Annotated in this window: 17 protein-coding genes and 1 pseudogene; 6 read left to right on the top strand and 12 right to left on the bottom strand. The window is 72.5% G+C overall.

Annotated elements, in window-relative coordinates:
* The first annotated feature begins 146 nt into the window (after positions 1-146).
* Together ACQUFX_RS30600 and ACQUFX_RS30595 are read left to right on the top strand one after the other, a co-directional pair.
* The gene (locus ACQUFX_RS30600) at positions 147-863 is read left to right on the top strand and encodes a M23 family metallopeptidase (RefSeq protein ID WP_428963608.1); all 717 of its coding nucleotides are present in this window, start codon (positions 147-149) and stop codon (positions 861-863) included.
* 272 nt (positions 864-1,135) lie between these two features.
* Complete coding sequence (locus tag ACQUFX_RS30595; protein ID WP_428963607.1) at positions 1,136-1,954, top strand: M23 family metallopeptidase; 819 nt, start codon at positions 1,136-1,138, stop codon at positions 1,952-1,954.
* Positions 1,955-1,977: 23 nt separating this feature from the next.
* Here the strand turns inward: ACQUFX_RS30595 and pcrA are convergent, their stop codons facing one another.
* Entirely contained in the window at positions 1,978-4,416 is a 2,439-nt protein-coding gene (gene pcrA / locus ACQUFX_RS30590) for a DNA helicase PcrA (RefSeq protein WP_428963606.1), read from the bottom strand.
* Positions 4,417-4,762: 346 nt separating this feature from the next.
* Here pcrA and ACQUFX_RS30585 point away from each other — a divergent pair, with 346 nt between their 5' ends.
* Positions 4,763-5,131, top strand: coding sequence for a chorismate mutase (locus ACQUFX_RS30585; protein WP_428963605.1), 369 nt, complete (start codon positions 4,763-4,765; stop codon positions 5,129-5,131).
* A gap of 167 nt (positions 5,132-5,298) precedes the next feature.
* Here the strand turns inward: ACQUFX_RS30585 and ACQUFX_RS30580 are convergent, their stop codons facing one another.
* The 8 genes from ACQUFX_RS30580 to ACQUFX_RS30545 all read right to left on the bottom strand — a co-directional run bounded on the left by ACQUFX_RS30580 (position 5,299) and on the right by ACQUFX_RS30545 (position 15,377).
* Complete coding sequence (locus ACQUFX_RS30580; RefSeq protein ID WP_428963603.1) at positions 5,299-6,312, bottom strand: ABC transporter ATP-binding protein; 1,014 nt, start codon at positions 6,310-6,312, stop codon at positions 5,299-5,301.
* Positions 6,305-7,333 (bottom strand): ABC transporter ATP-binding protein, encoded by a 1,029-nt coding sequence (locus tag ACQUFX_RS30575; protein WP_428967129.1) that lies wholly within the window; start codon positions 7,331-7,333, stop codon positions 6,305-6,307. The genes ACQUFX_RS30580 and ACQUFX_RS30575 overlap by 8 nt, the downstream gene beginning before the upstream one ends.
* 26 nt (positions 7,334-7,359) lie before the next feature.
* On the bottom strand, positions 7,360-8,343 hold the full coding sequence (locus ACQUFX_RS30570; RefSeq protein ID WP_428963602.1) for an ABC transporter permease: 984 nt from the start codon (positions 8,341-8,343) through the stop codon (positions 7,360-7,362).
* The gene (locus ACQUFX_RS30565) at positions 8,336-9,262 is read right to left on the bottom strand and encodes an ABC transporter permease (protein WP_428963601.1); all 927 of its coding nucleotides are present in this window, start codon (positions 9,260-9,262) and stop codon (positions 8,336-8,338) included. The genes ACQUFX_RS30570 and ACQUFX_RS30565 overlap by 8 nt, the downstream gene beginning before the upstream one ends.
* 143 nt (positions 9,263-9,405) lie before the next feature.
* Positions 9,406-11,043, bottom strand: coding sequence for a peptide ABC transporter substrate-binding protein (locus ACQUFX_RS30560; RefSeq protein WP_428963600.1), 1,638 nt, complete (start codon positions 11,041-11,043; stop codon positions 9,406-9,408).
* 1,016 nt (positions 11,044-12,059) lie between these two features.
* Positions 12,060-13,262 carry a thioester domain-containing protein gene (locus ACQUFX_RS30555; protein ID WP_428963599.1) on the bottom strand — a complete coding sequence of 401 codons (1,203 nt, stop codon included), beginning with the start codon at positions 13,260-13,262 and terminating at the stop codon, positions 12,060-12,062.
* Positions 13,263-13,449: 187 nt separating this feature from the next.
* Positions 13,450-14,136, bottom strand: a complete 687-nt coding sequence (locus tag ACQUFX_RS30550; RefSeq protein WP_428967128.1) for a response regulator — start codon at positions 14,134-14,136, stop codon at positions 13,450-13,452.
* 2 nt (positions 14,137-14,138) lie between these two features.
* Positions 14,139-15,377 (bottom strand): PspC domain-containing protein, encoded by a 1,239-nt coding sequence (locus ACQUFX_RS30545; protein WP_428963598.1) that lies wholly within the window; start codon positions 15,375-15,377, stop codon positions 14,139-14,141.
* Between the two features lie 189 nt (positions 15,378-15,566).
* On the opposite strand from ACQUFX_RS30545, the gene ACQUFX_RS30540 reads away from it, so the two are divergent.
* The 3 genes and pseudogenes from ACQUFX_RS30540 (at position 15,567) to ACQUFX_RS30530 (ending at position 19,477) form a co-directional block, all read left to right on the top strand.
* Positions 15,567-17,564, top strand: coding sequence for a PspC domain-containing protein (locus ACQUFX_RS30540; protein WP_428963597.1), 1,998 nt, complete (start codon positions 15,567-15,569; stop codon positions 17,562-17,564).
* Positions 17,561-17,812 (top strand): annotated as a pseudogene (locus ACQUFX_RS30535) (hypothetical protein); the annotation flags it as partial. The gene ACQUFX_RS30540 and the pseudogene ACQUFX_RS30535, both read left to right, overlap by 4 nt.
* Before the next feature lie 411 nt (positions 17,813-18,223).
* On the top strand, positions 18,224-19,477 hold the full coding sequence (locus ACQUFX_RS30530) for a phosphatidylserine decarboxylase (RefSeq protein WP_428963596.1): 1,254 nt from the start codon (positions 18,224-18,226) through the stop codon (positions 19,475-19,477).
* Between the two features lie 84 nt (positions 19,478-19,561).
* On the opposite strand, the gene ACQUFX_RS30525 is transcribed toward ACQUFX_RS30530, so the two are convergent.
* The 3 genes from ACQUFX_RS30525 to ACQUFX_RS30515 all read right to left on the bottom strand — a co-directional run bounded on the left by ACQUFX_RS30525 (position 19,562) and on the right by ACQUFX_RS30515 (position 22,862).
* Positions 19,562-20,485 (bottom strand): CDP-alcohol phosphatidyltransferase family protein, encoded by a 924-nt coding sequence (locus tag ACQUFX_RS30525; protein WP_428963595.1) that lies wholly within the window; start codon positions 20,483-20,485, stop codon positions 19,562-19,564.
* Between the two features lie 402 nt (positions 20,486-20,887).
* Positions 20,888-21,784, bottom strand: coding sequence for an NUDIX hydrolase (locus ACQUFX_RS30520; protein WP_428963594.1), 897 nt, complete (start codon positions 21,782-21,784; stop codon positions 20,888-20,890).
* 130 nt (positions 21,785-21,914) lie between these two features.
* The gene (locus ACQUFX_RS30515; RefSeq protein ID WP_428963593.1) at positions 21,915-22,862 is read right to left on the bottom strand and encodes an NUDIX hydrolase; all 948 of its coding nucleotides are present in this window, start codon (positions 22,860-22,862) and stop codon (positions 21,915-21,917) included.
* Positions 22,863-22,901 lie beyond the last annotated feature (39 nt).

Here is a 22,901-nt window from a genome sequence, read left to right as displayed (position 1 = left end):
CCCGCTTGTGACTCCGGTGGCTGTTGGCTACCGTGTCCACGGTTGTCATCAGGTCTTAGGACGGGTGACGACGCGGCCGAACCGACGTTCACCAGCGCCACGAACCCGGGACGACCGCTTCGGATCCCCGACAACGGAGGGTGTGCGTGCGCCAGCGCCTGTCGTCTGAGCCGGATCGATATCGCGGTCGCCGCCGCGTACCCACCCCCCCGCGTAGCCGCTACGCAGCCGTCGTCACCACCGCCTTCGTCGGCGCCGGTGTGGTGGCCCTCGGCGCCGGCGCCCTGCCGGACGCCAAGAGCGTCAGCCCCTCGGTCCTGGACGAGCTGCGGCAGTCCGCGGCCCTCAGCGAGGACATCGCGGCCCGGGGCGAGTCCGCCGACCGGGCCTCCCGGGACAGCGGTCGCGGCGGCGCGGACGAGGTCAGCGAGGACGACATCTGGCTGCTCCCGCTCCAGGGCTACGACTTCAACTCGCCGTACGGCATGCGCTGGGGGAAGCTGCACACCGGCGTCGACCTGGTCGCCCCGGAGGGCACCCCGTACGTCGCGATCCACGGCGGGAAGGTCACCAAGGCCGGCTGGTTCGGCGGCTACGGCAACGCGGTGATCGTCCAGCACCCCGACGGCAGCGAGGCCATCTACGGTCACTCCGCGGCGGTGAGCGTCAAGGAGGGTCAGCAGGTCAAGGCGGGCGACCAGCTCGGCCTGGTCGGCAACACCGGCCACTCCTACGGCGTCCACCTGCACCTGGAGGTGCATGTCAACGGCAAGCCGCAGGACCCGGTGCCGTGGCTCCAGGAGCGCGGAGTGGACATCAAGCTGCAAGTCGAGGCATTTTACAGCGACGTAGCCGCCTCCTGACGCTCCGTACCGCCCGTCGACCGCCCGGATCAGCCGATCCGGGCGGTTTCTCGTGCGGGCACCCGGACGGATATGTCGCTTGTCACATCCGGAAAAGTGACCATCACCACGCCGAGTCATGATCACTTTTCGGGACGGAACGGTCGCATCCGGGATACACCCGGACAGCAGTCACCGCTGTCACCGACGGTGACTCCCACACCCCTACCCGGTCCCGGTCCCGCCCACACCAGTATTTCCCGGGTCAGTGCCCCCGACCGGGAAGGTCAACCGTGCCGGACGAGAACCTCACCCCCCGCGAGCGGATCGGCAGCACCCCGGCCCGCCACCGGCGACCCCTGCGGGCCGCCGGCCGTACTCCCTGGCTGGTCGCCGCGGCGGTCGCGCTGGTCGGCGTCGGCATCGGCGGTGTCGCCGTCACCGCCGGCGGCCCCGACGGGCCGGAACCCGGTGCCGTCGTGCTGGACGCCGAGGCCCTGGCGGCCGAGCGCGCCGACGCCGCCGACCGCGCCGACCGGGCCACCCGCGAGTCGGCCAGCCCCACCCCCACGCCGACCCCGTCGACGGCGAGCCCGTCGGCCAGCCCGACCAGCGCGGCCCCGAGCAGCGCGGCCCCCGCCCGCAAGGCCACCGCCAAGGCCAGCACGAAGGCCGCGCCGAAGCCGGCGAAGACCACCAGCGCGCCGAAACCGGCCTGGGTCAACCCGATGCCCGGCGCGGCGGTCACCTCCTGCTACGGCCCCCGCTGGGGCACGCTGCACGCCGGCATCGACCTCGCGCTGCCCGCCGGCACCCCGGTCCGCGCCGCCGCCGCCGGCACCGTGGACAAGGCCGGCGACGTCGGCGACGGCTACGGCATCTCCGTCGTCGTCGACCACGGCAACGGGTACCTGACCCACTACGCCCACCTGAGCCAGGCGGCGGTCGCCGTCGGCGCGAAGGTCACCGCCGGTCAGCGGATCGGCAGCGAGGGCTCCACCGGCGACTCCACCGGCCCGCACCTGCACTTCGAGGTGCACCAGGGCGCGATGTGGAACCAGATCGACCCGGCCCCGTTCATGCGCGCACGCGGCGTCGACCTGGGCTGCTGACCGCCGGCCCGCGCCGGCCGGGGTCAGATCTTTTCGACCGGCGCGTGCCGCAGCACCAGCCACATGGTCTGGTCGCCGAAGTCGATCTGGGCGCGGGCGCCGGGGCCGTGCCCCTCGACGGCGAGCACCCGGCCGAGACCGTACCGCTGGTGGTTGACCCGGTCGCCGGCCGACACCTTCGGCCCCTGGGGCAGCTCGCTGGCTGTGGTCAGCCGGCTGCCGTCGACCCCGAGCCGCTTCGCCAGCTGGGCGGCCTTCGGGGTCCCCCCGGTGAAGGCGCCGCGCCCGCCGGGCACCCGGTCCGCGCGCCCGCCGACGCCGCCGCCCCCGCCACCCCACGAGGTGTACGTCCCCTCGGTGCGCTCCCACCGGACCAGCGCCGGGGGCAGTTCCTCCAGGAACCGCGAGGGCGGGTTGTAGGCGGGCTGCCCCCAGGCCGAGCGGGTCACCGCCCGGGACAGGTAGAGCCGCTGCCGGGCCCGGGTGATGCCGACGTACGCGAGCCGGCGCTCCTCCTCCAGCTCGCGGGTGTCGCCGAGCGCACGCAGGTGCGGGAAGACGCCGTCCTCCAGGCCGGTCAGGAACACCACCGGGAACTCCAGCCCCTTGGCGGTGTGCAGGGTCATCAGGGTGACCACGCCCTGGTGGGGTGCCGGGTCGTCGGCCTCGGCACCGTCGGCTGCCGAGCCGGGCTGCGCAGGGATCTGGTCGGCGTCGGCGACCAGGGCGACCTGCTCCAGGAACCCGGCCAGGGTGGCCCGCTCCCCCTCGGCGCCGGTCGCCTCGATCCGCTCGGTGTACTCCCGGGCCACGCTGACCAGTTCCTGGAGGTTGTCCACCCGGCCGGCGTCCTGCGGGTCCAGGCTCTCCTCCAGCTCGCTGAGGTAGCCCGACCGGGTCAGCACCGCCTCCAGCACCTCCTCCGGGGTGCCGCTCTCGGCCACCTCCCGCACGCCGTCGAGGAGGGCGACGAAGTCGCCGATGCCGTTCGCGGCCCGGGTGGAGATGCCGGGAGCGTCCGCGGCGCGGCGCAGCGCCGCGCCGAAGGAGATCCGGTCCCGGCTGGCCAGCGCCTCCACGCAGGCCTCGGCCCGCTCGCCGATGCCCCGGCGCGGGGTGTTCAGGATCCGGCGCAGGTTGACCGTGTCGTCGTCGTTGACCACCGCGCGCAGGTACGCCAGCGCGTCGCGGACCTCCTTGCGCTCGTAGAAGCGCACCCCGCCGACGACCTTGTACGGCAGGCCGACCCGGATGAACACCTCCTCGAAGACCCGGGACTGGGCGTTGGTGCGGTAGAAGACCGCCACGTCACCGGGCCGGGCCGCGCCCTCGTCGACCAGCCGGTCGATCTCCCGGCCGACCCAGTCCGCCTCGGCGTGCTCGGTGTCGGCGACGTACCCGACGATCTGCTCGCCGGGCCCGGCGTCGCTCCACAGCCGCTTCGGCTTGCGCGAGGTGTTCCGGTCGATCACCGCGTTGGCCGCGTTCAGGATGGTCTGGGTGGAGCGGTAGTTCTGCTCCAGCAGGATCGTGCGGGCGTCGGTGAAGTCCCGCTCGAACTCCAGGATGTTGCGGATCGTGGCGCCCCGGAACGCGTAGATCGACTGGTCGGCGTCACCGACGACGCACAGCTCCGCCGGCTCGACCCCCTCGGTGCCGGAGACCAGCTCCTTGATCAGCACGTACTGGGCGTGGTTGGTGTCCTGGTACTCGTCGACCAGGACGTGCCGGAACCGGCGGCGGTAGCTCTCCGCGACGTGCGGGTGCGACTGGAACAGGTGCACCGTGGTCATGATCAGGTCGTCGAAGTCCAGCGCGTGCGCCTCGCGCAGCCGCCGCTGGTAGAGCGTGTACGCCTCGGCCAGGGCCCGCTCGTTGGGCCCACTGGCCCGGCCGGCGAACGCCTCCGGGTCGACCAGCTCGTTCTTGAGGTTGGAGACCTGGGCGGCCAGCCCCCGGGCCGGGTACCGCTTCGGGTCCAGGTCCAGCTCCCGGGCGACGAGCTGCATCAGCCGGCGGGAGTCGTCCGCGTCGTAGATCGAGAAGGTCGACTTCAACCCGGCGTGCTCGTGCTCGGCGCGCAGGATCCGCACGCAGGCGGAGTGGAAGGTGGAGACCCACATCAGCCGGGCGCGCGGGCCGACCAGGTGGGTCACCCGCTCCTTCATCTCCCCGGCGGCCTTGTTGGTGAAGGTGATCGCGATGATCTCGCCGGGGTGCACGTCCCGTGCGGCCAGCAGGTACGCGATCCGGTGGGTGAGCACCCGGGTCTTGCCCGAGCCGGCGCCGGCCACGATCAGCAGCGGCGAGCCGGCGTGCGTGACCGCGTCACGCTGCGGCCCGTTGAGGCCCTCGACCAGGTCCTGCGGATCGAGGCGGACGGCGGGGCCGGGCCGGCGCGGCGGAGCCGGCGCGGGGTCGGGCGTGGACGGGGACGCGGGGATGTCGAAGAGAGGATGCATCGCACGGCGAGTCTATGCCGACCCCCGGACAGTTCCGGGGCAAGGCGGGTCGGCGACCCGGCGCGTGCCGACCATCACCCCGGCGACCTGGTCTTTTCCCGTCCCGCCCGGTGACCTGCCCGGCATGCGGGCGGTATCGGCGGTCTGCTTGCGCCCCGGAGACGGCGGCGGCATACTCGACGGCGTGTTCGGTCAGCGCCTCTACTTTTACTACGGCACCGGGAGTCCGGCAGCCGTGGGTCACGCCTGATCGACCAGACCTACGAAAAGCCCCGGGCTCGCAGGAGCCCGGGGCTTTTCCGTTCCGGGATCCGGCACCCGGGCCCGACGTCCGAGGGGTACGACGATGATGACAGACGTGGTGGAGCAGAGCGGCGGCGTCGCGCGGTCCGACGCCGGGGCCGACGCCGGGGGCGCGGGACCGGCGCAGACCGGCCCGGCCCGGCCGGGCACCGGCACCGACGAACCCGAGGCGGCGGCGCGGATCAGCGCGATCCGGGAGCGGATCGACGAGATCGACCGGACCCTGATCGAGCTGTGGCAGGAGCGGGCCGGCCTGTCGCAGCAGGTCGGCGCGACCCGGATGGCCTCCGGCGGCACCCGGCTGGTGCTCTCCCGGGAACGCGAAATCCTGGAGCGGTTCCGCCGTGAGCTCGGCGCCGACGGTACCCAGCTCGCGCTGCTGCTGCTCCGCGCCGGCCGCGGCCCCCTCTGAGAGCGCAAGGAAGGGCCCCCTGTTAACGCTTTCGGTAGAGGAAGGGCCCCTTCCTCACACCCCGGCCCGGCCCCGGCGCTCCGGCCACCGCACCCGCCGCCGACACCGACGAGCCGCCGCCCGGCGTCACGGGTGACGCCGGGCGGCGGCTCGGGGGTCGGGCGGGATCAGGCCTCGTGGGTGGCGACGATCTCACGCTTCTCGGCGAAGTGGCAGGCGCTCGGGTGGTCCGAGGCGTCCCGGATCTCCAGCGCCGGCGCCTGCTCGGCGCAGATGTCCTGCGCCTTCCAGCAGCGGGTCCGGAACCGGCAGCCCGAGGGCGGGCTGATCGGTGACGGCACGTCCCCGGTCAGCCGGATGATCGCCTTGCTCGAGCGCAGCGTCGGGTCCGGCACCGGCACCGCCGACAGCAGCGCCTGGGTGTACGGGTGGGTCGGCCGCTCGTAGATCTCGTCCTCGGTCCCGATTTCCACGATCTTGCCGAGGTACATCACGGCGACCCGGTCGGAGAGGTGCCGCACGACCGACAGGTCGTGGGCGATGAAGACGTACGAGAGCCCGAACTCGCTCTGGAGCTTCTCCAGCAGGTTCATCACCTGGGCCTGGATCGACACGTCCAGTGCCGACACCGGCTCGTCGCAGACGATGATCTCCGGACGCAGGGCGAGCGCTCGGGCGATGCCGATCCGCTGCCGCTGGCCGCCGGAGAACTGGTGCGGGTACCGGTTGATGTGCTCCGGGTTGAGGCCGACCAGGTCGAGCAGTTCCTTGACCTTGCCCTGCCGGCTGCCCTTCGGCGCCACGTCCGGGTGGATCTCGAACGGCTCACCGATCAGGTCACCCACCGTCATCCGGGGGTTGAGCGAGGTGTACGGGTCCTGCATGACGAGCTGGATCTGCCGCCGCAGCCGGCGCAGCGCCGTCCCGGTGAGCCGGGAGATGTCCTGGCCCTTGTAGACGACACTGCCGGCGGTCGGCTTCTCCAGGTTCATCAGGACCCGGGCCAGCGTCGACTTGCCGCAGCCCGACTCACCGACCAGCCCCAGCGTCTCCCCGGCCTTGAGCTCGAAGGAGACACCGTCGACGGCCTTGACCTGGCCGATGGTCTTCTTGAAGACCACGCCCCGGGTGACCGGGTAGTGCTTGACCAGGTCCCGGATCTCCAGGATGTTCTCAGTCACGGCTCACCAGCTCCTCGGCGAAGTGGCAGGCGCTGGCCCGGCCGGGGGCCACCTGCAACAGCGGCGGGATCTTCTCCCGGCACACCGGTTGCGCCATCGGGCAACGCGGGTTGAACGGGCAACCCGGCGGGATGTTCATCAGGTTCGGCGGCAGGCCCCTGATCGTCCGGAGTTCCTGCCCCTTCTCGTCGAGCCGGGGGATCGATTCGAGCAGACCGATCGTGTACGGGTGCGCCGGCTTGGCGTACAGCTCGTACACGTCGGCTTCCTCGACGATCCGACCGGCGTACATGACCGCGATCCGGTCCGCGACGTCGGCGACCACGCCGAGGTCGTGGGTGATCAGGATCAGCCCCATCTGCCGTTCCCGCTGGAGTTCGGCGAGCAGGTCCATGATCTGGGCCTGCACGGTGACGTCCAGCGCGGTGGTCGGCTCGTCGGCGATCAGCACCTCCGGGTCCAGCGCCAGCGACATCGCGATCATGGCGCGCTGCCGCATACCGCCGGAGAACTGGTGGGGGTACTGGCTGAACCGGCTCTTCGCGTTCGGGATCTTGACCTGGTCGAGCATCTCGATCGCGCGCTTCTTGGCCTCGGCGCGGCCCATCCCCCGCCGGACGCGGAACTGCTCGGCGATCTGGAACCCGACGGTGAAGACCGGGTTCAGCGCGGAGAGCGCGTCCTGGAAGATCATCGCGATGCCCTCGCCACGGATCCGCCGGCGCTCCTCGTCGGACATGGTGAGCATGTCCTTGCCGTGGAAGCGGACCTGGCCGCCGGTGACGAACCCGGGCGGCGTGTCCAGGATGCCCATGACGGTCTGCGCGGTGACGCTCTTGCCGGAGCCGGACTCGCCGAGCACGGCGAGGGTCTCCCCCGCGTCGACGTGGTACGTCACCCCGTTGATGACCTTGGCGACGCCGTCCCGGGTACGGAACTCCACCCGGAGGTCCTCGACCTCCAGGAGACGCCCCGACAGGCGGCCGGATCCATCGGCACCCGGCGTGGACTGCTCGGACACGAGAATGTCGGACAACTGGATCTCCCCTAGCGGAGTTTCGGATCGAGGGCCTCGCGGACCGTCTCACCGAGCATCACGAAGCTCAGCACGGCGGTGACGAGGAACCCGGCGGGGAAGAAGAGCAGGAACGGCGAGACGCGGATGTAGTTCTGCGCCTCACTGATCATGATCCCCCAGGAGACCACCGGGCTCTTCAGGCCGACACCGAGGAAGGACAGCGTGGCCTCGGCGCCGATGAACGAACCCACCATGATCGTCCCGTACACCAGCAGCGGAGCGAGACAGTTCGGCAGCAGGTGCTTGATGATGATCCGGCTGGTGCTGGCGCCCATGGCGCGGGCCGCGACGATGTAGTCGGCCTCCTTGGTGGCCAGCACCGAGGAGCGCATCAGCCGCATGGAGACCGGCCAGCTCAGCACCATCAGCGAGATGATCACCAGCCCCATGATCTCCCACTCGCTGTTGCTCGTCCCGGACCCGTTGAACGTGGTCAGGATGACGATCGCACCGAGGACGAACGGCAGGCCGAAGAAGACGTCGGCGATCCGGGACAGCAGGGCGTCCACCCAACCACCACGGTACCCGGCGATGATGCCGACCGTGCCGCCGAAGATCAGGGTGCCGAGCACGGCGACCACCGCGACCAGGATCGAGGCGCGGGCGCCGTAGATCACCCGGGCGAACACGTCCCGGCCCTGCACGTCGTAGCCGAACCAGGCGTCGCCCGAGGGCTCCACCCGGCTGTTGGCCAGCGCGCCGTTGACCGCGTCCTTCGAGGTGAACAGCCACGGGAAGGCCGCCATCAGCACGAAGACCAGGATCAACGTCGCGGAGATCCAGAAGAGCGGCTTGCGCCGCAGGTCGCGCCAGGCGTCACCGAGCAGGCCCCGGGGCTTGTCCCGACGGGCGTTCTCCGGCAGGCCCGCGTCGGCGGGCGCCGTGGAACCGGCCTCGGTGGGCTGGTGCGAGGGCGGCGTGGAGACGATCGATGCGGACGTCGGGTCACTCATAGCGGATCCTCGGGTCGAGGGCGGCGTAGAGCAGGTCCACCAGCAGGTTCATGATCAGGTAGACCAGCACCAGGACCACCACGATGGAGACAACCGTAGCGCTCTCCTTGGTGACGATCGCCCGGTAGACCTCCCGGCCGATCCCGTTGACCGCGAAGATGCCCTCGGTGACGATCGCACCGCCCATCAGCGCACCCAGGTCGGTGCCGAGCAGGGTGACCACCGGGATGAGCGAGTTGCGCAGCAGGTGCACCCCGACCACCCGGCGCATCGGCAGGCCCTTGGCGATCGCGGTACGGACGTAGTCGGCCCGCCGGTTCTCCGCGATGCTGGTGCGCGCCAACCGGGCCACGTACGCCATCGAGGCGCTGCCCAGCACGAACCCTGGCACGAGTAGTTCCGTCAGCCGCATCTCGCTGGAGACGGTCGGCCGGACGATGCCCCACTGCACCCCGAGCAGCCACTGGAGCACGAAACCGATGACGAAGACCGGCAGCGCGATCAGGAACAGGGTGGAGACCAGGACCAGGTTGTCCAGGAAGCCGTTGCGCCGCAGGCCGGTCAGCACACCGGCGGTGATGCCGATGAGCGCCTCGATCGCCAGGGCCACCAGGGCCAGCTTCAGGGTGTTCGGGTACGCCGCGACGATGATGTCGTTGACCGACCGGCCACTGAACGTCTCGCCGAAGTCACCCTGGAAAAGGTTCTGCATGTAGTGGGCGTACTGCACCAGTACCGGCTGGTCGAGCTGGTACTTCTCGGTCATGAAGGCGACGTACTGCTCCGGGCAGCGTCGTTCGCCGCACTTGCCGGCGAAGGGGTCGCCGGGCACGGACCAGACGAGCCAGTAGATCAGGAACGTCGTGCCGATGAAGACCGGGACGAGTTGCAGCAGCCGCCTCAACAGATAACGGCCCATGGGGTGGTCCTCCAAGGAAGGGGCGCGTCGGACGGCCGACACGGGTGGTGGCTACGCACGCAGCGGGGTGGTGCTCCGCGCGGAACGGCCCCGGGCCGGGCTCACGGGTATGTGAGCCCGGCCCGGGGCTTAACCGTTGTGGATCAGAGCTCGACGGAGGTGATGTCGAGCTCGCCGACCGCGGTCACCTCGAGCTTCTTGATCTTCTCGGAGTGACCCGCCTGGTTGGCGTAGTAGTAGATCGGCAGGGCGGGGACGTCCGCGTCGATCAGCTTCACGGCCTCGGCGAACTTGGCGTGCGACGCGGCCAGGTCAGCCTGGGCGCCCGCGTCCTTGGCCAGCGCGTCCACCTGCGGGTTGCTGTAGCCACCGTCGTTGGAGGAACCACCGGTCACGTACAGCGGGTTGATCCAGTTCTCCACGTCCGGGTAGTCCTGCTGCCACGCGGCGCGGTACGGGCCCTTCATCTGCTTGGCGTTGACGGCCTGGCGGAACACCGCGAAGGTCGGCATGCCCTCGGCCCGAGCCTCGACACCCAGGGTGGTCTTGACCTGCTGGGCGACGGCCTCCATCCACTCCTTGTGGCTGGAGTCGGCGTTGTAGTAGAAGACCATTTCACCCTCGAAGCCACCGGCCTCGGCGTAGAGCTTCTTGGCCTCCTCCGGGTTGTACGTGCAGACGGTGCAGTTGCCGTCGACCGTACCCGGGGCCAGCGGGTTCGCCCAGCTCGTCGCCGGCGGGCGGGTGCCGAAGAAGATCTTGTCGACGATCTCCTGGCGGTTGATGGAGAGCGAGACCGCCTTGCGCAGCCGCACGTCCTGGTACCGCTCGTCGTAGATCGGGAACGCGATGATGCCGGTGATCGGGGTGGTCGTGGTGATCGCCCGGTCGCCCAGGTCCTGCTTCCACTTGTCGCCCGCCAGCGCGGAGACCGGGACCTGCTCGACCCAGTCCAGGTTGCCCGAGACCAGGTCGCTGTAGGCGGCCGACTCGTCCTGGTACAGCTTGACGTCGACGTCCTTGATCTTCATCTTGTCGCGCAGCGTGTAGTCGTCGAAGCGCGTCAGCTTGATGAGGACGTTGTCCTCCCAGGAGACGAACTTGACCGGGCCGTTACCGATCGGCTTGCGGCCGAAGTCCTCGGGCTTCTGGGTGAAGAACGCGTCCGGCAGCGGCACGTAGGCGCTGTAGCCGAGCTTGGTCGGCCAGACGGCGGTCGGCGCCTCGAGGGTGACCTCGAAGGTCCAGTCGTCGACGACCTTCAGGCCGGACATCTTGTCGGTGGTCGGCTCGGGGGCCTGCTGCGGGCCCTCGCCGTCCGGGTCCGCCTTGTTGACGTCGTCGAAGCCCTGGATGTCGGCGAAGAAGCTGGCGCCCTGGACACCGTTCGGCGAGTACGCGGCCCAGTTCCAGGCGTCGACGAAGTTCTTCGCCTTGACGACGGTGCCGTCGTGGAACTTGGTGTCCTGCTTGATCTTGATCGTGAAGACCTTGGAGTCGTTGGTCTCGATCGACTCCGCGACGGCGTTGCGCGGGGCGCTGCCGTCGTTGGGGTACTCCACCAGGCCGGTCCACATCCAGTCGACGACCTTGCCGCCACCGGTCTCGGTGGTGTTCGCCGGAACCAGCGGGTTCTCCGGCTGGACGCCGTGGATGGTGATCGCGCCGTCGGCGCTGTTGCCGCCTTCGTTGCTCTCGCTGTCGCTCGAGCAGCCGGACGCGACGAGCGCGAACGCCGCGCCCACCGCGATGGCGCCGCTCGCCCGCTTCGAGACTCTCATTCCGAGGGGCCTCCTCTTTCTGACCTGGTTCCGCGTGGGTTTCACGCACGTCTTGGGGGTATACCGTCCGGCGACCCTTTACCACACCGGTCGCCGGTTTCACCGCTGGAAATCGGGACACCCCTGATGCACCGATCCGCCGGGCCACCGACCCCGGTCACACTCGACGCCGCACAGGACAGACGGCCACGAAGCGCTTCGATCAGCAGCGCTCGCGGCCGGCGGGTCGAGCAGGGCGCCTCACGCGAGGGGGGCGAGGTGCTGCAACTGTGACACCTACCGACGGGTTCCGTGAAGGCGCCGTTATCAAGACGTTAGTTGGCTGCCACGTCGCCGATACCTGAAAAAAGATCATGAAATACCCCAGATCCAGCCCTCTGAGCTGGGAAAACTCGGTCAGATCGGTCTCCCGGGGGGCGTCGGCGAACCTCCACGGACTGTGATCGACCCCCCAACGGGGAACCGGCGGGGCAGCCACGAAACGACTCGAACTCTGACCGTCCGGATGATAGCCGATTGGCCTGACCGGACATGATCCCCCTACCGGGCAGGGGACGACGAACGCGCCGATCGGTTGCGCCGACCCACCCGGACATCCCGGGCCCGCCGGCCGGGTCGACCCCGGCCGCCGACGGACCCTACCGCCGGGCCGCCCGTGTCCCGGATCACCCCAGGTCAGCGCCGCACCAAGGGTGCCGATCGGCTCCCGGTGGCCGGTGGCCGATCGGCCCGGACGCGGTGCGCCCCGCAGGGCCGGACCCGCCCGGCGACCCGACACCGGGCCGCCACCCAGCGCACCGGACGCACGAAGGGTCATTCACCTACGTAAGTCCTGAAAACAAAACGAAGCCGTCGTTCCCGGGGCCAGCAGCGGGAAACGGAGCGCACGGCCGTCCGGGAACGGAAACGGTCCGGCCCCGGTACCGCGGTCTGCGGTACCGGGGCCGGACCCTCGGATCTTCCGGTGCTCAGCCGATGACCGTCCTGGAGGGGGACGGCCGGCGGCCGGGCTGCCGTCAGGCGGTGAAACGGACCTTCCGGCGGCGGATCACCAGCATGGTGACCGCGCCCACGGCGAGCAGCAGCACGCCGACGGTCGCCGCCAGCGCGATCGGCGAGCCGGTCAGCGGCAGGTCACCGCCACCGCTGACCGGGGAGGTCGACGGCGCCGGGCTCTCCCCGGGGGTGGAGGCGGACGGCTGCGGGGACTCGCTCGGGACCGGCGACTCCGACGGGACGGGGGACTCCGACGGTTCCGGCGACTCGGTCGGGGCCGGGGTGGTCGGGCTCGGCACCGTCACGGGGGTGAAGGTGGCGCCCGCCTCGGTGGTGACCTTCGAGCCGGTGCTGCCGCCCAGGATCAGCTTCTGGTACCGGTCCTTGTTGCCGGCGAAGAGGAACACCCGGCCGAAGGAGACCGAGTCGTCGGCGGTGGCGGTGACGCTGACCTCACCGGCACCGTCGCGGGTCAGCCAGAACTGCCCCTCGTTGGTGGTCTTGGTGATCGGGTTGCCCTCGGCGTCGACGGCGGTGCCGCCCTCGACCGTCAGCTCGATGTCGCCCGCCGGGCCCTTCACCGTGAACGGGCCGGCCTTCTCGCCGGCGGCCGCCTCGGCGGTCTTCGGGTCGATGCTCAGCTCGGCCTTCGGCTCGGGCTCGTCGGTGGCGTTGGCGATCAGGTAGTCGTAGATCTTCTTGATCGCGGTGTACTCGACCGGCTTGGTCAGGTTCGGCCGGTTGGCCCGGGGAGCCAGCTCCACGCCGTCGCTGAAGTGCCAGATCGCGGTCTGGGTGCCGAAGTACAGCACGGTGTCCCTGCGCGCGCCGCGCTCGGGCAGCTCGACGCCGGCCGCCGCGAGCAGCGCGTCGGCGTCGGCGTTCGGGTACCCGTGGGTCAGCACCCACTGCACCTTGCCCAGGTTCTTCACCTGGGACTCGTCCCAGGTGCCCTCCTGGTAGTCCTTGTTGATCGCGACCGGGGTGTGGAAGTCGATGCAGAAGACCGGAACGGTCTTCTCGCCGATCGTCAGTTCCAGGGCACTGGTGGTCTGCGGCTTCTTGTTGAGCTGAAGGGTGACCTCGGTGCCCTTCACCGTCTTGGCCTGCCCGGTGACCGGCTCCTCGGCGGCGGCGGGGCCGGCCACGCCGAGCGCGAGCGCGCTGCCGACGACGGTCGCCGCGGCGATCCGGGCCCAGCGCCGTCCTCGTTGTCCGAACATCAGATTTGTGTACCTCTCCCCCAGGGGTGACCCGCTCCAGCGGGCTGCGTGACGCCACAGTTCTCGCGGGGAAGCACAGCAACCCGCACACGAGAACGCTGGGGCATTATCAGCCGGGGAGTGGATGGTTGTCAGCCCCGGAAACGGAGGTAACTCACCTTTGTCCGGTTGATGGTGAGAAAATTGATCAAACCAATCGCCGATCGGCGGCCCATCGTGACAGTTCGTAGCGGTTCGACATCTGGAGTTTGCGCAGCACGTTCGACACGTGCGTCTCGACGGTCTTGATCGAGATGAACAGCTCCTTGGCGATTTCCTTGTACGCGTACCCCCGGGCGAGCAACCGCAGCACCTCGCGCTCCCGGTTGGTCAACTGGTCCAGCTCGGGGTCCGCGACCGGCGCGTCCGGCCGCGCGGCGAACGCGTCGAGCACGAAGCCGGCCAGCCGGGGGCTGAACACCGCGTCGCCGTCGGCCACCCGGCGGACCGCCGCGGCCAGTTCGTCCGGCGAGATGGTCTTCGTGACGTAGCCCCGGGCACCGGCGCGGATCAGCCCGATCACGTCCTCCGCCGCGTCCGACACGCTCAGCGCGAGGAACCGCACCTGCGGATGGGTACGCCGCATCGCCTCCAGCACCGCCCGGCCACCGCCGTCGGGCATGTGCACGTCGAGCAGCACCACGTCCGGGAGCGTCCCGGCGATCCGGGTGACCGCCTCGGCCACCGTGCTCGCCTCCCCGACCACCTCGACGTGGGCGCCCAGCTCGGCCCGGACCCCGGCCCGGAACATCGCGTGGTCGTCGACCAGGAAGACCCGCAGCCGCTCGGCCCGGGTGCCCGCCTGCTCCGCCGGTTCCATCGACTGGTCGCCCATGCTCATCTCTCCCTCTCCGCCGTGGCCGAGTCCCGCGAGATCGGCATGATCAACCGGACCTCCGTGCCCTCCCCCGGCGCGGTGCGGATCTCCGCCCGGCCGCCGTGCCGCTTCATCCGCCCGAGGATCGACCCCCGGACGCCGTGCCGGTGATTCTCCACCGTATCCAGGTCGAAGCCCGCTCCCCGGTCCCGGACGAAGGCGCTGACCTGTTCCGGCTCCACCTCCGCGTAGAGCGAGACGGTCCGTACCCCGGAGTGGCGGGCGGCGTTCACCAGCGCCTCTCGGGCCGCCGCCACCAGCGCGGCCACCCGCTCGTCGGTCTCCCGGTCCCCCACCACCACCGTCTCCACGGTGATCGCGAAGGTGTCCTCGACCTCGGCGGCGGCCTGCTCCAGCGCGGCGGCGAACCGTTCGTTGGGGGACGCGGTGGGCTTGTAGAGCCAGTTGCGCAGGGACCGCTCCTGCCCCCGGGCCAGCCGCTGCACCATCGTGGTGTCGGCCGCGTTGCGCTGGATCAGCGCGAGGGTGTGCAGCACCTGGTCGTGCACCATGGCCGCCAGCTCGGCCCGCTCCTGCTCCCGGATCCGGCCCTCCCGCTCCGAGCGGAGCTGGTTGAACGTCCGCCACAGCACGGGCGCCGCGACGACACCGACCCCGGCCAGGCCGACCAGCGCGAAGATCACGCCGTTGAGCACCGCGTCGAAGTTCTGCGTGGGCGAGTAGACCGCCGCCACGCCGATGATGCCGACCGCGACCAGGACCCCGCCGCCGATGAACCGGAGGACGAACGCCCGCCGGTCGCTCTCCTCCACCACCGCGCCGAGCCAGGGCACCGGCATCGACTCGCCCCACTGCCAGCGCCGCTCCGGAGCCGACTGGTGCCAGATCACCCCGGCGCCGACCGCGATGATCGCCACCAGCCAGCCGGCGGTGCCGGCCGCGCCGACGGAGTTGAAGAGCATCATCTGGACGAGCAGCACGCCGAGGCCGATCGCGACGAACGGCAGGAGCTGGGCCAGGTCCCGCCGGGGCGGCACCGAGGTGTCCCCCGGCCGCAGCGGCACCACCGCCCAGAACGCGGCGTACAGCAGCAGACCGAGTCCGCTCAGCCCGAGCAGGACCATGAAGGCGATCCGGACCCGTACCACCGAGATGCCCAGGTGGTCGGCGATCCCGGCGGCCACCCCGGCGGCCATCCGGTTCTCCGGGTCCCGGTAGAGACGCGGCGGCTGGGTCACGGTACTGATCGGAAACTCCCTGTTCACGGGGTACGGCACCGGGCCGCTGACGGCTCGTGCACCGATCGTCACACGGGCGGCCGGGCGGTGACCACGGGGACGTCCCGGACATTCGCCGGCCGGGATCTCAGGGTGGGGTCAGGGTCGGGTCCGGAGGACGCCCGGCGCGGGGTGACGCAGGATCGGGGTATGACGGAGCACTCTGCGACGTCGCCCTCTCCCGGTCCGGTGCCGGGCGGGTCCGCGACGCCACCACCCGGGGCCGCCGGACCCACCGGGTACGGCCCGCCGCCGGGCGCCACCGGCGGCTCGCCCCACGCCACCACCGGCGCGCCTCACGGCACCACCGACAGCCCGCCCTACGGCGCCAGCACCGGCTCACCGTTCGGAGGCACCGACGGCCCGCCGGTCGGGCAGCCCGGCCCGGTCCCCGGCGGGCCGCCCCCCGGCGGGGCCGGGTTCACCTCCCGGTACGGCCTGGTCCGGCCGCACGACGGGCGGTACCTGGCCGGGGTCTGCGCGGCGATCGGCCGGGCCACCAACACCGACCCGGTGCTCTGGCGGGTCCTGCTGGCCGTCCTCGGCTTCTTCGGTGGGATCGGCATCCTGGTCTACGTCAGCGCCTGGCTGATCATCCCCGGCGAGGGGGACACCGCCTCCCCCGTCGAGTCGATGCTGGGCCGGGGCCGCTCCAGCATGTCCCCGGTGACCGTGATCGTGCTGAGCATCCTGGTCGCGATCAGCTTCGGGTACATCGTCACCGACGCGTTCCGTGCCGTACTGCTCGGCGCGGCCATCCTGGTCGGCGGGGCGTTGCTGCTCAACCGCGAGTACGGCAGCGGCGCGGGGCGCGGGGCCCCCGCCCCGGGCGGTGGGCCCCCGGGGGCGGCCGGTGTCCCCGCGCCGGGTCCGGTGCCGTCGGCGGGTCCGTCGAGCGCCGCCCCGTACGCGCCGGTGCCGTCGGCGGCCACGACCCTCGCCGCCGCGTACCACCCGGGCCCGGCCGGCCCGGCTCCGCTCGGTGGCGCACCGGCGGCCAACGCGCCGGGCTGGCCTGCCGGGAGTGGCGCGCCCCGGCCCTGGCCCCCGGCCGATCCCTGGTCGCCGACCGGCTCCTGGCCCTCGACCGGCTCCTGGCCGTCGACCGGGTCCGGACCGTCGTCGGGGGCACCGGTGTCGGCGGCGCATCCCGCCGGGGCCGGCGGGGCCGCGCCGGGTGGGACTCCTTCGGGTGACCTCACGCCGGGTGGGCCGGCCCCCGGGTCACCGTCCGGAGCCGCCGGGGCACCCCTCCCCAGCCCACCGGGGCCGCCCGGACCGGGCGGCACGGGCGACACGGAACCGACCGTCGGGTTCGCCACCGGCACCCCCTCGGCCCCCTCCGGGCTCGCGTACGCCGCTGCTGCCGGCACCACCGCGCGGATCCCCGGGCACCCGGTCACCGCGCCGGTACCGCCGGTACCGCCCGGCGGGTACCGGGCACCGTTCGCGCCGCGCGGGCCGTACGCCGGGCCGCCGCTGCCCCCGGTTCCGCCCCGCCCGCCGCAGTGGGCACCCCGTCCACCGAAACGGCCCCGGGAGCGCTCGGCGCTGGGCGCGGTGACGTTCTCCCTGGTCTTCGTGGCGCTGGGCGTGGTGGCCGTGCTGCACCTGCTCGGTGTGGTGGCCGTCGGCGCGTCGGCGTACTTCGCGGCGGCGCTGGCGACCATCGGCCTCGGGCTGCTGGTCGGCGCCTGGTTCGGCCGCGCCCGGTGGCTGATCGCGCTGGGCCTGGTCACCACGGCGGCGCTCGGGATGGTCACGGTGGTCGAGTCCTGGGAGCGGGTCCGCTCGTACGAGGGCAACGTCACCTGGGCGCCGACCGCCCACGAGGACCTCCTCGACCGGTACGAGCACTTCTTCGGCGACGCCGTGCTGGACCTGCGCGCCGTCGACTTCGACGGCCGGAACAGCCAGGTCAGCGTCATGATCAACTTTGGGCAGGTGACCGTGTACCTCCCCCCGGACGTCGACGTCACGGTGGTGTCCGACATCAAGGCCGGCGACGCCGACGTCTTCGGGCACCGCACCAGCGGGGTCGACGGCGGCGCCCGTCGGCAGACCGACCTCGGCGCGGACGGCCCCGGGGGTGGCACCCTGACCCTCAAGATCCACGTCAAGGCCGGCCACCTGGAGGTGACCCGGTGAGAGCCCACCGCACCGACCTGCTCTCGCTCGCCTTCGGGCTGATCTTCCTCGGCGTCGCCGGCTGGTGGCTGGTCGCCCAGCTCTTCGGGTTCGTGGCACCCACGGCGGGCTGGTTCGTGGCCGGCGCGCTGCTGCTGGTCGGCCTGCTGGGGCTGGTCGGGGCGTTCCGGTCCGGACACTCCCGCGCGACCAGCACCGACCCGACCGAACCCGTTCCCCCGACCGGCCCCACGGCCCCCACCGGCCCGATCCCCACCGCGCCGACCGGGCCAAGCACCACGCCGGCCGGGCCCGGCACCGCGGTGCCGAGCGAGCCCGGCACCGGTACGCCGGTCGAGCCCACCCCGCCGGCCTGGTGGGAGCCCTCGGCCGGGACGACCGCCGAGGTCGACCGGCCGAGGCGGGCCGACGAGTGGCCGGACGCGGTCACCGACGTGCCGGTCCGGGCGGTCGAGGACGGTACCGCCGAGCTGCCCGGCGTCACCCGCCCCGACGACGGGCCGCCCGGCCGGGAGCGTGCCGGTGGCTGACCACGGCGGTGCCGCCGTGGGCCGGCGCATATGCTGGCCGGCGGAGCCCTCACCTCCGCCCGCCGGTCCGCGGCATCGGGCCGGACCGCCGCGACCGCCGTTCGCCACCCCGTCAGGAGCCCGTCCGAGATGACCCAGTCCCCCGCCGTGCGTACCCCCGGCCGGTCCGGCCCGGTCCGCATCGGCGAGCGCGCCGCCCGTACCCTCGTCACCGAGCTGGCCCGCCGCAACGACCCGAAGCCCGCGCTGCTGGTCGGCACGGCCCCGGGCGACGCGGTCCTCGCCGCCGCCTTCGACGCGCTGCTCCCCGGCGACGTGCTCACCGTCGTTCCCGCCGCCGGCTGCACCGCCGCCGAGCTGCGCGACCACGTCGCCGCCCAGGGCCAGTGGATCGCCGACCGGGTACGCGTCGTGGACTCCCTCGCCGCGGCCGACCCCGCCGAGGTGGTCGTCGTGGCGGAGCCGTTCACCGGCACCGCCGAGGAGGCCCGGACGACGATCGACGGCCTGGCCAAGCACCTGGCCGACGGCGCGGTGCTCGCCGTGGCCACCCCCGCCACGCCGGGTCGCACCGAGGGCGCGGCGGCCGAGCTGGAGCGACAGGGCGCGCTGTTCGGCGTCGGCACCGACCTGGTGCTGCGCAACAAGCCTCCGGTACGGGTGTACCGGCTGCGCCTCACCCCGGCCCCCGTGAGCCTGGCCGCCCGGCTCGCCCCGGCGTACCGGCCGTCGAGCGTGCCGCTGACCCGGGGGATGCACATCGACTCCAACGGCGTGGCCGCCGCCGGGATCGCCCTCGGGCTGGCCGGGCTGGCCCGGGTGGTCCGGCCGAAGTCCAAGCTGTGGCTGCTGCCGGCGCTCGCCGCCGCCCCGGTGGCCGCGTTCTTCCGCGACCCCGAGCGGGACGTGCCCGAGGACCCGTCCGCCGTGGTCGCCGCCGCCGACGGGGAGGTCCTCTCCGTGCAGCGGCTGCACGACGAGCGGTTCGGCGACGGCGAGTGGCTGCGCGTCGCGGTCTTCCTGTCGGTGCTGGACGTGCACGTCAACCGCGCGCCGGTGGCCGGCAAGGTGGTCGACTACTTCGTCGCCGACGGCGGGTTCGCCAACGCCATGAAGCCGGAGGCCGAGCACAACGTCGCCGCGTACACGGTGCTGGACACCGACCACGGCACGGTGGTGGTGGCGCAGCGTACCGGCCTGATCGCGCGACGGATCGTGCAGCGGGCGCCGATCGGCGCGCTGCTGGCCCGGGGCGAGCGGTTCGGCCTGATCCGGTTCGGCTCGCGGACCGACGTCTACCTGCCGGCGGAGGCGGCCGACCCGCTGGTCGGGCCCGGGGAGCGGGTGGTCGGCGGCAGCACCGTCATCGCGCGCTGGCGGTAGCGGCGACGCCCGCCAACAGCGGGTCCGTACGACGAAGGGGTGCCACCCGCACGGGTGGCACCCTTCCAGGCTCCGGAGGCCGGGTCAGGCGGCCCGGCGCTGGTGCAGCCAGAGCAGCGGCCCGCTGACCAGGTACCCCACCACGACCAGCGCGAAGGTGAGCCGGACGTCGATCAGCGCGCCGGTCACCGGCACCAGCCACACCCACGGCGGCAGCTTGACCAGCCGGGCGAGCTTGGCGTACGGGAAGCTGGAGACCATCGTGAAGGCCAGCAGCGCCACCCCGGCGACCTGCACCGTGGCGGGCAGTTGCAGGCCGAGGGCGACCCCGAGCGCGAGCACCGCGGCGGCCATCGTGGTGGGCACGCCGCAGAAGAAACGGCCGTCCTTGGGCGAGACGTTGAACCGGGCCAGCCGGATCGCCGCGCAGGCGGCGACGAGCGCGGCGGCCACCGCCGCGGCCGGCGTCGGCGCCTCACCGGCGAGCGAGGCGTAGACCACGACCGGGGCGGCGAGGCCGAACGAGCACATGTCGGCCAGCGAGTCCATCTGCGCGCCGAACGGGCTGGCCACGCCGAGCCGGCGGGCGAGCAGCCCGTCGAGCCCGTCGAACGCCACGCAGGCGATCAGCAGCAGCGCGGCGATCCGCACCTCGCCGTGCATGGCGACGAAGATGGCGTTGATGCCGAGCACCAGGCTGGCCAGGGTGCAGGCGTTGACCAGCGCGAACTTCATCCGCCGCTGGACCGTGCGCTCGCCGGGGAGCAGCGGCACCGCCCCGACCGGGGACTCCTCGGCCGGCAGGCTGGGCGCGAGCGCCGGGCTGACCGGCGCGACCGCCGCCACCTCGGCGGCCCCGGGCCGGCCCAGGCGGTACCGGCGCAGCGGCCGGTCGGCGTGGCGGGGCTCGGGCACCGCCACGTCGGTGGCGGGCGACAGGTCGGTGCCGTTCTGGCGACCCACCCGGACCAGCAGCACCTGGCGGGCGAACGTGCTGCTGCGGCGCAACCGGCCCGCCCAGCGACGCCCTGCGGGGCGCGGACTGTCAGTCGTACGACGCCGGCGCCATGGGGCTCTCGGCACGGTTCCTCCATCACCGGATCAGCTCACCGCCGCCTGGGGCGGGGGCCCGGCTCTCTCGTGCCGGACCGCTTCTGGCCCGGCAGCCGTTTCGCGGAGTACACAATTGCACAGGGGAACGGGGCTTGGCGATAGCTGCCGGCGGTCCTATATCTCCCGTGAACCGCGCAAACCGCCCTCTTATTCCCGACTACGGCCCTTGCCGTCATCTGTGACGGCTGCGCCTCTTTCCACATCAACCGCTCATTGGCGCGCTAACACCCACTTGGCGCACCAACCTCACCTACCGACTCTACCGGAGTCGGACCGGAGCGGCCTGTCGGGTGCGCGCTATGCCCGGTACCGCCCGGTCACGTCGGCCGCGACCTCGGTCAATGGCAGCTCGGCGACCCGGTCGGGGGCGAACCAGGCGGCCCGGGCGGTGGACCCGCCCGCCGCCTCGGTCACCACCGCCGCGGTCGGCACGTCGACCAGCACCCGGTAGACCACCCGGACGTTGTGCCAGTCCATCGGTCGCCCCTCCGGGCCCATCGCCGCCGGGTTGTGCAGGTTGTCCACGCCCAGCAGGTCCACCACCCGACCGAGTTGACCGGTCTCCTCGACCAGTTCCCGCAGCAGGCCGGCGACCGGCTGTTCGCCGGGGTCGGTCCCGCCGCCGGGCAGGTGCCACAGCCCACCCCCGGGGTACCCCTCGGCGATCAGGGTGAGCAGCAGCCGCCCGGCCGGGTCGGTGACCAGCCCGTACGCCGCGAACCGCTGCCCCCGGTCGGCCGACGCCGGGCCCTCCGCCGGGGGTGCCGGCACCGTGGCGGACAGCGGCGTGACCGGCAGCCCGAGCACCTCGGCGGTGACGGGCGTCAGCGGCAGTCGGGCCGCCTCGGCCAGGCTCAGCCAGGCCACCTCGTCGGTGCCGCCGTCCGCCTCGGCCCGGAGCGCACCGGAGCGCACCGTGACGTCGAAGACCAGCCGGTCGGTGTGCAGGGTGTCACCGGCCAGGTGCAGCACGTCCGCGACGGCGACCCGCAGATTGGTCGGCTCGACGGCGAGCCCGGTCTCGGCGACGAACCTGCGCGCCATCGCGTGCGCCGGGTGCTCGGCGTGCCGCAGCCCGCCGCCGGGAAGCTGCCAGGCACCGGGGAAGGCCGACCGCGCCGACCCGCGTACCAGGAGCACCCGGTCGCCGTCCCGACACAGCCCGTACGCCCCGATCCGCCGCCGCGCACCCACGATGTGACCCTCCCCGCCCGTCCCGCCTCGTCGATCATGAGGCTAACCAGAGTCGGGCTGGTACGCCGGCCGGTCGGCCCCCTGCCCGACGAGCGGGGAGGGTGGGGACGGGCGGGGAGGGAGGCCAGGGTCAGGCGAGCTGGGCCGCCTGCACCGCCTCGGCGGTGACCTCGGTGAGCCGGTCGGTCGGCAGGGCGCCCAACTCCTCCCGGGCGAACCAGCGCGCCTCGCAGGTGGAGCCGCCGACGTCGGCGACGGTGGGCGGGGCCGGCTGGTCGACCATCACCCGGTAGAAGGCCCGGACGCCGTGCCAGTCGATCGGGTACCCCTCCGGGCCGAGCGAGGCGGCGTCCCGGTGGCTGGCCACGCCGAGCAGTTCGACCAGGCGTCCGGTCTGTCCGGTCTCCTCGACCAGTTCCCGGATCAGGGCGGCGCCCGGCTGCTCGCCGTAGTCGGTACCGCCGCCGGGCAGGTGCCAGCAGCCCGCGCCGGGGTAGCCGTCGGAGACCCGGGTGAGCAGCACCCGGCCCTCCGGATCGGTGGCCACCGCGTACGCGGCGAAGCGCTGCGCCCGGTGCAGCCCGTCCGGGCCGGGCACGGCGTAGAAGGAGGGGAACTCGGGGGCCTCGTCGGGCACCACGTCGGCCGAGGAGGTGGGCAGCCCGAGGGCCCGGGCGGTGAACGAGCGCAGCGGCAGGGCGCGCGCCTCGTCGAGGGTGTACCAGCGGGCCAGGTCGGTCGGCCGGTCCACCCGGTCGGTGAGCGTGCCGCCGCGTACCGAGACCCGGTAGATGAGGCGGTCGGTGTGGATGGTGATCCCGCGCTCGGCCAGGGCCCGCATGTCGGCCAGCACGTCGGCCAGGCCGGAGACGGCCACCGAGAGGCCGGTCTCCGCCGCCGTCTCGCGGACGACGGTGTGGTTGGGGTCCTCGCCGTGGTCGACGGCGCCGCCGGGCAACGACCACGTGCCGGGGGTGCCGGAGCGCTCCGATGCGCGGACCAGCAACACCCGGCCGACTGAATCAGCACAAACTGCGTATGCCGCGATCCTGCGTAGCGGCTCCAGCATGGTGGTCACGGGGGGAAATTCTCCCCGGATGGCGTTACTGCGGCGGAA

Source organism: Micromonospora fluostatini (genome assembly GCF_050410825.1).
GTDB lineage: Bacteria > Actinomycetota > Actinomycetes > Mycobacteriales > Micromonosporaceae > Micromonospora > Micromonospora rosaria.
The sequence above is the reverse complement of the archived record's forward strand: the minus strand, read 5'-3'. Positions and strand labels throughout refer to the sequence as shown.

Coding starts and splice junctions, on each gene's coding strand:
- ACQUFX_RS30560 (WP_428963600.1), bottom strand. CDS start 11,043: ATGAGAGTCTCGAAGCGGGCGAGCGGCGCCATCGCGGTGGGCGCGGCG.
- ACQUFX_RS30570 (WP_428963602.1), bottom strand. CDS start 8,343: ATGAGTGACCCGACGTCCGCATCGATCGTCTCCACGCCGCCCTCGCAC.
- ACQUFX_RS30565 (WP_428963601.1), bottom strand. CDS start 9,262: ATGGGCCGTTATCTGTTGAGGCGGCTGCTGCAACTCGTCCCGGTCTTC.
- ACQUFX_RS30585 (WP_428963605.1), top strand. CDS start 4,763: ATGATGACAGACGTGGTGGAGCAGAGCGGCGGCGTCGCGCGGTCCGAC.
- ACQUFX_RS30550 (WP_428967128.1), bottom strand. CDS start 14,136: ATGGGCGACCAGTCGATGGAACCGGCGGAGCAGGCGGGCACCCGGGCC.
- pcrA (WP_428963606.1), bottom strand. CDS start 4,416: ATGCATCCTCTCTTCGACATCCCCGCGTCCCCGTCCACGCCCGACCCC.
- ACQUFX_RS30555 (WP_428963599.1), bottom strand. CDS start 13,262: ATGTTCGGACAACGAGGACGGCGCTGGGCCCGGATCGCCGCGGCGACC.
- ACQUFX_RS30530 (WP_428963596.1), top strand. CDS start 18,224: ATGACCCAGTCCCCCGCCGTGCGTACCCCCGGCCGGTCCGGCCCGGTC.
- ACQUFX_RS30540 (WP_428963597.1), top strand. CDS start 15,567: ATGACGGAGCACTCTGCGACGTCGCCCTCTCCCGGTCCGGTGCCGGGC.